General features: G+C 65.6%; 12 protein-coding genes. 1 reads left to right on the top strand and 11 read right to left on the bottom strand.

Annotated features, from left to right (window positions below; genetic code table 11):
* The first annotated feature begins 22 nt into the window (after nucleotides 1-22).
* On the top strand, nucleotides 23-592 hold the full coding sequence (gene pyrE, locus Verru16B_RS17175) for an orotate phosphoribosyltransferase (RefSeq protein ID WP_069963433.1): 570 nt from the start codon (nucleotides 23-25) through the stop codon (nucleotides 590-592).
* A gap of 127 nt (nucleotides 593-719) precedes the next feature.
* Here pyrE and Verru16B_RS17180 read toward each other — a convergent pair whose 3' ends face one another.
* From Verru16B_RS17180 to Verru16B_RS17230, 11 genes are all read right to left on the bottom strand, one after another.
* The gene (locus tag Verru16B_RS17180; RefSeq protein WP_069963434.1) at nucleotides 720-2,129 is read right to left on the bottom strand and encodes a Do family serine endopeptidase; all 1,410 of its coding nucleotides are present in this window, start codon (nucleotides 2,127-2,129) and stop codon (nucleotides 720-722) included.
* Nucleotides 2,130-2,320: 191 nt separating this feature from the next.
* Nucleotides 2,321-3,268, bottom strand: coding sequence for a ribose-phosphate diphosphokinase (locus Verru16B_RS17185; RefSeq protein WP_069963435.1), 948 nt, complete (start codon nucleotides 3,266-3,268; stop codon nucleotides 2,321-2,323).
* 40 nt (nucleotides 3,269-3,308) lie between these two features.
* Nucleotides 3,309-4,346: a UDP-3-O-(3-hydroxymyristoyl)glucosamine N-acyltransferase gene (gene lpxD / locus Verru16B_RS17190; protein ID WP_069963436.1), complete on the bottom strand. Its 1,038-nt coding sequence runs from the start codon at nucleotides 4,344-4,346 to the stop codon at nucleotides 3,309-3,311.
* A 61-nt stretch (nucleotides 4,347-4,407) separates the two neighbouring features.
* The gene (locus Verru16B_RS17195; RefSeq protein WP_069963437.1) at nucleotides 4,408-5,070 is read right to left on the bottom strand and encodes an OmpH/Skp family outer membrane protein; all 663 of its coding nucleotides are present in this window, start codon (nucleotides 5,068-5,070) and stop codon (nucleotides 4,408-4,410) included.
* A 44-nt stretch (nucleotides 5,071-5,114) separates the two neighbouring features.
* A complete protein-coding gene (gene bamA, locus Verru16B_RS17200) occupies nucleotides 5,115-7,553 on the bottom strand; it encodes an outer membrane protein assembly factor BamA (RefSeq protein WP_237023445.1) in 2,439 nt (812 codons plus the stop codon).
* Nucleotides 7,534-8,955: a replicative DNA helicase gene (dnaB, locus tag Verru16B_RS17205; protein ID WP_069963438.1), complete on the bottom strand. Its 1,422-nt coding sequence runs from the start codon at nucleotides 8,953-8,955 to the stop codon at nucleotides 7,534-7,536. The genes bamA and dnaB overlap by 20 nt, the downstream gene beginning before the upstream one ends.
* A gap of 189 nt (nucleotides 8,956-9,144) precedes the next feature.
* A complete protein-coding gene (gene rplI, locus Verru16B_RS17210) occupies nucleotides 9,145-9,624 on the bottom strand; it encodes a 50S ribosomal protein L9 (RefSeq protein ID WP_069963439.1) in 480 nt (159 codons plus the stop codon).
* Nucleotides 9,625-9,675: 51 nt separating this feature from the next.
* Nucleotides 9,676-10,143, bottom strand: a complete 468-nt coding sequence (locus tag Verru16B_RS17215) for a single-stranded DNA-binding protein (RefSeq protein ID WP_069963440.1) — start codon at nucleotides 10,141-10,143, stop codon at nucleotides 9,676-9,678.
* Nucleotides 10,144-10,173: 30 nt separating this feature from the next.
* A complete protein-coding gene (rpsF, locus tag Verru16B_RS17220) occupies nucleotides 10,174-10,470 on the bottom strand; it encodes a 30S ribosomal protein S6 (protein ID WP_069963441.1) in 297 nt (98 codons plus the stop codon).
* Entirely contained in the window at nucleotides 10,451-11,050 is a 600-nt protein-coding gene (gene pth / locus Verru16B_RS17225; protein ID WP_069963442.1) for an aminoacyl-tRNA hydrolase, read from the bottom strand. Before pth ends, rpsF begins: the two co-directional genes overlap by 20 nt.
* Nucleotides 11,051-11,109: 59 nt before the next feature.
* Nucleotides 11,110-11,871, bottom strand: a complete 762-nt coding sequence (locus tag Verru16B_RS17230) for a 50S ribosomal protein L25 (protein ID WP_069963443.1) — start codon at nucleotides 11,869-11,871, stop codon at nucleotides 11,110-11,112.
* Nucleotides 11,872-11,899: the final 28 nt, after the last annotated feature.

Raw genomic sequence — 11,899 nt, forward strand, 5'->3', positions numbered from 1 at the left:
GGGATTCTTGCACGGTTTTGGCATGGACGCCGTACAACAGGAAGTCACCGACATCTTCATCCGCACCAAGGCGCTGCTGCAGGGGCACTTTGTGCTGCGCTCCGGGCTGCACAGCGGGCACTTCTTCCAGTGCGCGCAGGTGTGCCAGGATATGCCCGCCGTGGAGCGCCTGGGGGCGCTGCTGAAGCAGAAGCTGGGCGGGCTGGCCTACGACACTGTGCTGGCGCCCGCGATGGGCGGGCTGGTAATCGGCCAGGAAGTGGCGCGGCAGTCGCGCAGCCGGTTTATTTTTGCCGAGAAGGAAAACAACGTCCTGGTGCTCCGCCGCGGCTTCACCTTCAAGCCGGGCGAGAAGGTCCTCGTGGTCGAGGACGTGATCACGCGTGGCGGCCGGGTGCAGGAATGCCTGGAGATCGTGAAGAAGCACGGTGGCACGGCCGTGGCGGTGGCCGTGATGGTGGACCGCAGCACGGGCCTGGCGAAATTTGATGTGCCGACGTATTCGCTACTGGAAATGAGCTACCCCACCTACCCGGCCGATCAGGTTCCGACCGAGATGGCGAAGATCCCGGCGACGAAGCCGGGGAGCTGAGCGGTCTTTTCTGATGGCGTCCTGCTGAGCCCTCCAGAAATCCAACAGGCGGGATATGGAGAACCCGCCCTACAGCAAAAAAGGCGCACCTTGCGGTGCGCCTTTTTTGAATTCCGAAACCGCCGGATCAGCGGATGTAGAAGATCACGTAGCGGTAGACGCCGCGGTAGTGGACGAGGGCGATGTTGCGGCCGTTGACCAGGACGGCGCGGGCGACGGCGGCATCGGTGACCGGGGTGCGGTTGATCTGCTCGATGACCATGCCGACGCGCAGGCTCTCGGCGTAGGGGGAATCCTCGGCGATCTCCGTGATAATCAGGCCGTCAACGCGACCGTCGATGCGGTTCTGCTGGCGGAGTTCGTCGGTCAGCGGGTCGGCCTTCACGCCGGGGAGGAGTTCGCCGAAGCGGGCATTGTCGTCGGGGCGCTGGGCGAGCGTGACCTCGGTCTGGCCGGGCTTGCCGTTGCGGATGTAGTCCACGGTGACGGTGGTGCCGGGCGGGATCTGGGCGATGCGCAGGCGCAGGTCGTCGCGGGTGGAGACGGACTTGCCGTTGATGCTGGTGATGATGTCCTCGCGCTTGAGGTCGGATTTGCTGGCGGGGCCGCCGGGAGGCAGGTTGGTGATGAGGAGGCCCTTGGTGTCCTTGGAGACGCCGAAGGATTCGGCCATCTCGGCGGTGAGGACGTCGGTCTCGACGCCCATGTAGCCGCGGGCGACGGTGCCGGTCTCGATCAGGCTGTGCATGATGGAGCTGGCGAGGTTGATCGGGATGGCGAAGCCGATGCCGATGTTGCCCTGCGAGGTGGAGAGGATGGCGGAATTGATGCCGATGAGGCGGCCGCGGGCATCGATGAGGGCGCCGCCGGAGTTGCCCTGGTTGATGGCGGCGTCGGTCTGGATGAAGTCCTCGTAGCCGGCGACATCATCGAGGATGCCGACGCGACGGCTGGTGGCCGAGACGATGCCCATGGTCACGGTCTGGCCGACGTCGAGGGGGTTGCCGATGGCGAAGACCACGTCGCCGACGCGGAGGTTGTCGCTGTCGGCCAGGGTAGCGCTGGGCAGGTTCTCGCCCTCGATCTTGATGATGGCGACGTCGGTCTTGGGGTCGGTGCCGATGATCTTGGCGGTGAACTCGCGTTCGTCGGTGAAGAGGACCTTGAGCTCGTCGGCGCCCTCGACGACGTGGTTGTTGGTGAGGATGTAGCCGTCGGCGGAGACGAGGACGCCGGAGCCCATGCCGCGTTGCTTTTGCTCGCGGCCCTGGATGCCCTGGCGGCGGAAGAACTCGGGGACCTGCTGGCGGACGGTCTTGCTGGAATAGACGGAGACGACCGCGGGCCGGATCGAGTCGAGGATGTCGGCGTAGCTGGTGACGACGGGGGACTTGCCGGCGCTGACCGGGGAGGAATCGACCTTCAGGTCGGGCTTCGTGGCCGGCGTGGTCTTTTTGTCAGCGGCGATCAGGCCCAGGGAGAGCCCGGCGAGCGCGGAAACCAGGAAGGAGGCAAAGACGACTTTCGGGATTTTCATGGGTAAAGAGTGCGGGCACTGACACTGGCCATGGGCGTCGGTTCCGCAAGCGGGGAGCGACGGGGCGGACAAGGGCTCGCGGGCACGGGCTGCAGCCTTAAGCCGGGGGTGGCCTGCCGGGTCGGACGGCCGGCGGTGATTCCCGGAGCGCGAGCAAGCTCGCTGCCCACCGAGAACCGCAAGCAGGGGACTTAGAAGCCCTTGATCTTGAAAAGGCTGGTGACGCTCTCGTTGGTGTTTATCCGGAGGATGGCCTCGCCGAGGAGGGGGGCGATGCTGAGCACCGTGATGGGCAGCCCGCGGGTCTCGATCGGCACGGAATTGGTCGTGATCAGCTCGTCGATGAGGCCGGTCTTGAGACGCTCGTAGGCCATCTCGTTGAGCACGCAGTGGCTGACGGCGGCACGGATGCTTTTGGCGCCGTGGTCCTTCAGGATCTTGGCGGCGGCGGTGAGGGTGCCGGCGGTCTCGGTGATGTCGTCCACGAGGAGCACGTCGCAGCCGGCGACCTCGCCGACGATGTTGATGGCCTCGACCTTGGTGGCGCTCGTGCGCTTCTTGGCCACGAGGCCGAGGGAGGCGCCGAGGACGTCGGCGTAGGCGGCGGCCATCTTCATGCCGCCGACGTCCGGCGAGAACACGACGAGGTTGTTGCTGCGCTTGGAGGCGAGATACTGGAAGAAGACCGGCGAGGCGAAAAGGTGATCCACCGGGATATCAAAGAAGCCCTGGATCTGCTGGCTGTGCAGGTCCATCGCGAGCACACGATTCGCGCCGGCCGACATGAGCAGGTTGGCGACGAGCTTGGCGGTGATGGGGACGCGGGGCTGGTCCTTGCGGTCCTGGCGGGCGTAGCCGTAGAACGGGATGACGGCGGTGATGCGCTGGGTCGAGGCGCGCTTGGCGGCATCGATCATGATCAGCAGCTCCATCAGGTGATGGTTCGTCGGCGGGCAGGTCGACTGGATGAAGTAGGCGTCGGCGCCACGGATGTTCTCGTTGATCTTCACGAACGATTCCCCGTCGGGGAAACAGTTCACGGTGGCATCGCCGAGCGGCACGCCGATGGACTGGCAGATTTCCTCTGCAAGTGCGCGATTGGAAGAGCCGGAAAAGATCTTGAGCTTCGTGTCCCTCATGTAGCCGCTTGGGTAGCGGAGACGGGGGCCAGCGGGAAGTTTATTCTGGCCGGACGGGCTGTTCGAGGCGGTCGACGCGCTTGAAGAGGTCGGGCAGGCGCTGCGAGAGGATGGCGATGCGGCGCTCCAGCATGACGGGGATGGCGGGGTTGCCGAGGACGTAGGACCCGGGAGCCAGGTCGGTGGTGACGCCCGCCTGGGCCCCCACCTTGCTGCCCTTGCCGAAGGTCAGGTGGCCGGCGGCGCCAGCCTGGCCGCCCATCACGCAATAATCCTCCAAGGTGGTGCTGCCGGAGATGCCGACTTGGGCGCAGAGGATGCAGTGCCGGCCGATGATCACGTTATGGGCGATTTGGACGAGATTATCGATCTTGGTGCCCTCCCCCACCACCGTGCGGCTGAACCGGGCGCGGTCGAGGGTGGCGTTGGCCCCGATCTCGACGTCGTCGCCAATGGCCACGATCCCGATCTGGGGCACTTTCTCGTGCCGGCCGTTGACAAATTCGTACCCAAAACCGTCGGAACCGACGACCGCCCCGGGCTGGAGGCGGACGCGGCGGCCAAGGGTGCAGGCGGCCGCGACCATGGCCCCCGGCAGGAGGAAGCAGTCGGCGCCGAGGCTGGCCCCCTGCCCGATGAAGACGGAAGCCTGAAGGACGGTGCCCGGACCGATGCGGGCGCCGGCCTCGATGACGCAGAGCGGGCCGATATGGGCGGTGGGATCGACCACCGCGGTGGGATCGATCACGGCGGAGGGATGGATTCCCGGGATGGGCTTGGGCCAGAGGGACTGCTCGATGCGGGCGCAGAGGCGGGCCAGGGCGACGGAAGGGTTCTCGACGAAGAGGAAGACCTGATCGGCCCGGGGCTCGCCGGCATAATCCAGGGGCAGCAGGATGACCGTGGCGGCGCTGGTCGCGACCTGGGCCTTGTACTTGGTGTTGCCGAGGAAGGAGAGATCGCCGGCCCGGGCGGCGGTGAGGGCCGCGATGTCGGTCACCGCGTGGGTGGCGTGGCCGGCGGTGCGCTGGGCGCCGACGATGCTGGCGATTTCCGCGGGGGTGTAGGCGACCTGCATGGGCACAAAAAAGCCCTGTTCGGTGGAACAGGGCTTGGCAAGGCTACTTGTGCTTACTTGGTCACGCCGGGGACCGTGAAACCCGCGGGAGCGGCCGGAGCGGCGGCCGGGGCGGCGGGGTCGCGGCGGGAGCGGCGGCGCTCGGGGCCGGGCGGTCCTTGTTCACCTCGGCGAGGACGGCCTCGGTGAGGTCGTAGGCCGGATCGGCGTAGAGGACGCCGGGGATGCCGAAGAGGGTCGGACCGGAGCGGTCGAGGACGAGGGTCGAGCCCTGGCGCTTGGCGATGTCATTCACGACCTTGGTGATCTCCTCGAGGAGGAGGTCGCGGTGGGTCTTGATGCGCTGCTGGAGGGAGCGCTGGGTGTTGGTGCGGAAGTTCTGGACCTCGCCCTGCTTGCGCTGGATCTCCTCGAGCTTGGCCTGGGCATCGGCCTCGGCCTTGGTGCGGGCCTCGGCGGTGAGGAGGGTGTTCTTGGACTGGTCGATCAGTTCCTTGTACTCATCCACGAGGGTCTGGCCCTGCTTGTTGAGTTCCTCGACCTGTTCCTGCGCCTTTTGCTCGGCGTCGCGGAACTTGGCGTTGGCCTCTTCCGTCTTGTAGTGGTTGTCGTAGACCTTCGCCATGTCGACGACGGAGAGCTTCACGGCCGGCTGCGCGAGCAGGGCGGTGGAGCCGACGGTCAGGGCGGCAAAGGTCAGGAGGGTGCGGAGCATCGTTTTCATAAGGTTGGGAATTCGGGGGGTATGAGAAGGGGGAGATTAGGCGATCAGAAGCGGGTGCCGAAGGAGAAATTGAACTGGTTTCCCTGATTGTTGAAACGGTCGGTCGTGAGCGGGATGCCGAAGTCGAGGCGCAGCGGGGCGCCGGCGACGAAGAGCATGATGCCCACGCCGAAGTTGTCGTTGTAGCCGACCGGGCTGAAGTCGTAGGCGTCGGTGTTGATGAAACCGGCGTCGTAGAAGAAGGCCATGCGGACGGGCTTCACGAGGTCGAAGGAGTACTCGAGGCTGAAGAAGCCGTAGGTCTTGCCGCCGAGGGGCTCGCCGATGGCGTCCTTGGGGCCGACATCACGGAACTCGAAGCCGCGCAAATCGTTGGGGCCGCCGAGGAAGTAGCGGTCGTAGAACGGCACGCCGGGGACGAACGGGCCGAAGGTGACATCCTGGCCGGTGCTGTCCTTGATGGTGCGGAACTGGGGCTTGTCGCTGTCGCCGAAGCTCTCGACCACGCCGGTGCGGCCGATGACGGCGAGCACCTGTTCCTGGAACTCGGCGACAGGGAAGAACTTCGAGCCGCGGAACTCGACGCGGTAATAATGGTTGTCGCCGCCCATCGGACCGCCGGCCAGGTCGAGGTTGAGGGCGGTGTAGTGGCCGCGGGTCGTGCTGACGATGCGGTCGCGGGTGTCCTGGTTGAGGATCAGGCCGAGGCGGGAGGTGTTGGTCTTGCCCTCGTAGAGGCGGAACTGGATGGGGGCGGTGGGATCGACGTTGGCGACGTCGATGACCTCATAGGTGTAGGAGAGGCGGGATTCGAGCCAGTTGAAGAGGCGCTTGCGGGCGTAGACCTCGCCGCCGGTGCGGATTTCCTCGTAGTAGGAGCTGTTGTAGTCGGAGGTCGTGCGGTAGACTTGGAAGCCGGTGGCGAGCTGGCGCTCGAGGAAGTACGGTTCCTCGAAGGCCATGATCAGCTCGCTGGACTGGGAGCCGATCTGGAAGCGGAGGCGGAACTTCTGGCCGTCGCCCTGGAAGAAGGAGCGGCGGTTGAAGATGTCGAAGTTGGACTGGGTGACCTCGGCGAACACGACGGCCTTCTCCAGCGAGCTGAAGCCGGCGCCGAAGGTGAGGTTGCCGGTGCGGGCCTCCTGGACGGAGATCTTGAGGGTGCGGCGGCCGGGGATGTTGGTGGACTCGTCGGTGACGTTGACCGGGTCCTCGAAGAAGCGGGTGTTCTCGAGGCGGAGCTTGCTGATCTTCAAGCGGACGCTGTCGAACACATCGCCGGGCCCGAGCACGAGCTCGCGGAGGATGACGATGCTCTTGGTCTTGGTGTTGCCCTCGATCTTGATGGACTCGACCTGGATCTTCTCGCCCTCGGTGATCTGGTACTCGACGTCGATGTTGCCGGTCTCGAGGTTGGGCTTGCGGACGAGACGGACGCGGGTGTCGGGGGGCAGGTAGCCGGCGCGGCCGTAGAAGTCCTCGATCGACTCGGAGTCCTTGTCGAGGAGAGAGGGCTTGAAGACCATGCCCTTGCGCTGGCGGGGGATGAAGCCGAGCATCTGCTCCGGGAAGAGTTTCTCGCCGGTGAAGGAAATCTCGCCGACGCGGTACTGGCGGCCCTCGTTCACGCGGATGGTGATGACGAGCTTGTCGGGTTTCGGGTAGTCGAAGGTGATCTTGTCCTCGGCGATCTCGACGTCGAGGAAGCCCTCCTCCTGGTAGTAGTCGCGCAGCTTGATGAGATCCTCGTCGAACTCGTCGTCCTTGAGGCGGCCGTTGCCGAGGAGCCAGGAGATCATGGTCCATTTCTTGGTTTCCATCTCCTTGCGGAGACGGCGGGCCTTGATGGAGTCGTTGCCGACGAAGTTGACGGCGCCGATCTTGACGCGAGCGCCCTCGCGAATCTTGAAGGTGACGGTGCTGAAGCCGGTGGTGCGGTTACGGTCGATGGTGTAGCTGACCTGAGCCTGGTTGAAGCCGCGCTTCTGGTAGTACTCGTAGATTTTCTGGCTGTCCGCCTTGATCTGGCGCTCGTCGAGGGGGCCGTTGGCGACGGTCTTGATCTCCTTGGCGAGTCGGCGGGACTTGATGGCCTTGTTGCCGTCGTACTGGATGTCGAGGACCCGGAACTTGGGGGTGAGCTCGAAGACGAAATTGACGATATTGCCCGCCGACTCCTCGCGCTTGACCTCGATGAACTCGAAGACGCCGGTGCGGTAGAGAGAGCGGATGTCGCGGTCGATCAGGGCCTCGTCGAGCTCGGTATCCTCGCGCAGGACCATGTTGGCGCGCACGATCTGCTCGCTGACGGTGGCCATGCCGACGAACTTGATGGTGATGGTGCCAACGCGGCTGGGCGCGGGCTCAGCCGCGGGCTGGGCGGGGGCAGGCCCGAGCTGCGCGTGCAGAACGGGGGTGCCGGCGGCGAGGATAAGGCAGGCAAAAAGAGCCCGGTTGAGCAGGTTACGGGGTGAAGTTTTCAAAGCGCGTAATTTCTTGAAGGAAAGTCAGTTTCAAATCTCCTACCGGTCCGTTGCGCTGCTTGGCAACGATTAAATCCGCCGCCCCGGTGGCGGTCTGGAATTTTTCGTCGGCATCCTTGGGACGGGAAAGCATCAGCACTACGTCGGCATCTTGCTCGATGGAGCCGGATTCGCGCAAGTCCGAGAGTCGGGGGGTGCGGTTTTCCTTTTCCGAGGAGCGGTTAAGCTGACTTAGGACTAGGACCGGTACATCTAGTTCCTTGGCAAGGGCCTTTAATCCGCGGGAGACCTCGGCGACCTGCTGTTCGCGGGGGGCGCGGGGGTCGGAGCCGTTCAAAAGCTGAAGGTAATCGACGATGACCATGCCGAGCTTCTTGCGGGCGTGGATGCGGCGGGCCTTGGCGCGCAGCTCCATGATCGTGAGGTTGCTCGAGTCGTCGATCAGGATGGGGGTCTTCTTGAATTCCTCGGCGGCCTGGCCCAGGGCGTTGACCTCGCGGCCGTCGCGGCCGACCAGGCCGTCGCGCAGGAGCTTCATGTTCACGCGGGAACGGGCGCAGAGCATGCGCAGGGCGAGCTGGGAGGAGCTCATTTCCAGAGAGAACACGAGGACCGGCACGGGGTCGCCCTTGCCCGGCTTGGGCATGGCGGCGGCCTCGGCGATGTTGAGGGCGAAGCTGGTCTTGCCCATGGAGGGGCGGGCCGCGATCACGATCATTTCCTGTTTCTGGAAACCGAAGGTCATGGCGTCGAGGTCCTTGAACCCGGAGGTGACGCCGGTGAGCTCGCCCTTCTTCATGAGCAGCTTGGCGATGACCTGGTTGGCGTCCTTGATGGCCTCCTTGATCTCCTGGGCGCTGTCGCTGACGCGGTCCTGGGTGACCTTGAAGAGCTCCTGCTCGACCTTGTCGACGAACTCCTCGAGCCCGCCGGTGAAGCCGTAGGCCTGCTCGATGGCGCCGGTGGCGGTCTTGATCAGCTCGCGGAGGAGGTGCTTCTCGCGGACCTTCTCGATGAAGTAGCCAGCGTGGGCGGTGGTCGGGATCTTGCCCGTGACCTGCATCAGGTACGGGAATCCGCCAACTTGGTCGAAGACGCGGCGGGTGGTCAGTTCCTCGGCGAGGACCTCGAGGGTGACGGGCTGGCCCTTCTGGTAGAGTTCGACGATGCCGGCGAAGATCTGCTGGTTGGCCGGCCAGTAAAAGCAATCGGCCGCGACCCGGGCCTCGAGGCAGCGGGCGACGGTGTCGCTGCCGTCCAGCAGACAGCAGGCGAGCACGTGCTGCTCAGCCTCCTCGCTGGCGGGCATCTCGCGGCTGACCGGCCGGGGGGCACCGCGCGCGTCACCGCCGGCGCTGCCGCGGGCGTAGGACGGACGGGACTCGGTGCTGGTTTCGGCCATGACGGGTCAGTAAGTTTCCGAAGGGGGGCGGCGGCAACCATCGATTGCCGACAATTTCCTCACCGGGACCGGTGGATAACAAAAGAACCACGGCGGGGTCGCCGTGGCTCGAGGAGTGAATGATTCCGACCCGCGGCGGAGGTAGAGGCTTGCACCCATACGCGCAGCGGGGACCGGACCGGGCGGGCCTTACGAGGCGGCGGCCGGCTCGATCGGGTTCTCGGATACGACGTCGAAGGTGAGCTCGACGGTGACTTCGGAATGCAGGCGGATGTTCACCGCGTGCTTGCCGAGGGCCTTGATGGGCTGGCCGAGGTGGATGCGGCGCTTCTCGATCGTGATGCCGGCGGCGGTCAGCTTCTCGTGGATGTCGTTCGTGGTGACGGCGCCGAAGAGCTTGCCGCCCTCGCCGGTCTTCACGGCGATGGCGATGCCGGCCTTCTCGATCTGCTTGGCGAGCGCCTGGGCGCCGTCGAGCTCCTTGGCCTCGCGGAGACCGCGGGCCTTCTTGAGGGCCTCAACCTGCTTGCGGTTGGCCACGGTGAGGGGGACCGCCTTGCCCTGGGGCAGGAGGAAATTGCGCGCGTAACCGGCGCGGACTTTGACCTGGTCGCCTTCGGCGCCCAGACCGTCGACGGGTTGGAGGAGGAGAACTTCTGCGTTAGCCATGATCGGATCGGAGTTGGATGTTTTGTTGAAAGGGAGGGAATCGGGGGCCGTTTAAAACGGAACGTCTTCGTCCAGGTTTTCCTGGGGGGCCGGGGCGGCGGGACGCGCGCTGGGCGCGGCGCCGGCGCGGGGGGCGTAGGAACGGGGTTCCCCACCCTCCCCACCCGGGGCGCCACCTTCACCGCGACCGCCGCCGAGGAACTGGAAGTTCTCGAGGACGACCTTCATGCGGCTGCGCTTTTCCTTGGTGGTCTTGTCTTCCCACTGGTCGAGGCGGAGCCGGCCCTCGACGAAGAGCGGGCGGCCCTTGGTGCAATACTTGGAGATATTCTCGCCGGACTTGCCCCAGGCCTCGATGTCGATGTAGGTCACCTCTTCGCGCTCGCCGCCGCTGTCGTCCTTGAACTTGCGGTTGACCGCGATGCTGAACGTGCAGATGGCGGTGCCCTTCGGCGTGACCCGGAGTTCCGGGTCGCGCGTCAGGTTGCCGATGAGCATGACTTTGTTGAGATTGGCCATGGAGGGAAGGCGCGGCGGCGCGCGGGAGGATTAGACGCTCTCGACGAGGGCGCGGTAGACGGTGCCGTTGAGGCGGAGGCGCTCGTGGAGCTGCGCGGGGGCGGCGGCGGGGCCCGAGAAGTTGACCTGGACGTAGACGCCCGCGGGGAACTTGTCGTCGGTGACGCGGATGAAGTCGCGGCGGCCGAGGTTCTCGACGGCGGTGACCTCGCCCTGCACGGCCGTGATTTCCTTCTTCACGGTCTCGATGATCTGGTCGACGGAGTCTTCCTTGCCCCGGTTGTCGAGGATGAAGGTGGCTTTGTAGTTACGGTTGGTCTGGCTCATGGTGGTCGCGGCGGTTGAGGAGGTTCATGGCGTGGGCCGGGGTGCTCGTGAGGAGCAGACGGAGGCCGTCCACGAAAGTGGTTGTTTTTTGGTCTATGAGAGTGGTTTCTTCAGCTGTAAATTTACCGAGCACGTAATCCTTGAGGTCCATCCCCGCGGGGCGCGGGCCGCCGATGCCGAGCCGGTAGCGGACGAAGCCGCCGCCGAGATGCTCGAGCAGGGAGGCGACACCGTTGTGGCCGCCGGCGCTGCCGGTCACCGACACTTTCACGAGGCCCAGGTCGATGTTGAGATCGTCGTAGGCCACAATGAGGGTGTCAGACGCGACCTTGTGGAAGTCGAGCAGGGCGCGGAGGGCGCGCCCGCTTTCGTTCATGAAGGTCTGCGGCTTGACGAGGAGTCGCGTGACGCCGGGGCGGACATCCCAGCGGGCGGTGAGGGACTCGAAGCGGGAATCGGATTTCCACTTGAGACCCTCGGCGGCGGCCAGCGCGTCAACCACGGCAAAGCCGAGGTTGTGGCGGGTGGCGGCGTATTCGCGCCCGGGGTTGCCCAGTCCAGCGATCAGCGTGACGGACATGACTCAAAGAACAGCGTGCAAAACGGTCCGTCCGCGGACGGACGGACCGGGAAAGGCGATTACTTCTTGGCCGGGGCGGCAGGCTTGGCGCCAGCGGCCGGGGCGGCGGCCTTCGCATCGCCCTTGGCGGGCGCGGCGGCGGCACCGGCGGCAGGAGCCGCGGCACCGGCGGCACCCGCGGCGGGGGCGGCGGCACCAGCCGCACCAGCGGCGGGAGCGGCACCCTCGGCGGCGACGGCGGCGACCGGAGCGGCCTCTTCTTCCGGCGGGGCGACGCAGAGCACCACGGGCTGGCCGGGGGCGTCGAGGAACTCGACACCGGCGACGGGCTTCAGGCCGCTGACGTGCAGGGCCTCACCCATCTTGAGCTCGGTGACATCAACCTCGATGAACTCGGGGAGATCCTTCGGGAGAGTGCGGATGCGCAGGCGCTTGGTGGCCGTGTCGAGCACGCCGCCCTCGGTCTTGACGCCGTAGGCCTCGCCGACGACGCGGACGTTGACGCTGATGATCATCTTCTCGTTTTCCTTCACTTCCTGAAGGTCGAGGTGGAGATACTTGTCGGTGATGGGGTCACGCTGGACTTCCTGGAGGAAGGAGAGCGCGGTGGCGCCGGCATCGCGCTTGAGCTCGATGAGGGCGGCGCGGCCGGAAATCTGCTTGAGCAGCTTGACGAACTCCGGCGCGGCGACGGCCAGGGTCTCGGGCTTGGTGTGCTTGCCATAGAGGATCGCGGGGATCTTCTCGGCCTTGCGGAGGCGACGGGAGGCGCTGCGGCCGGTGCCTTCGCGCGTCGTGACGGTGAGCTGGTATTTTTTCATGGTTTCGTTCCCCCTGTGACTCCGGGAT

Source organism: Lacunisphaera limnophila, assembly GCF_001746835.1.
Lineage (GTDB): Bacteria > Verrucomicrobiota > Verrucomicrobiia > Opitutales > Opitutaceae > Lacunisphaera > Lacunisphaera limnophila.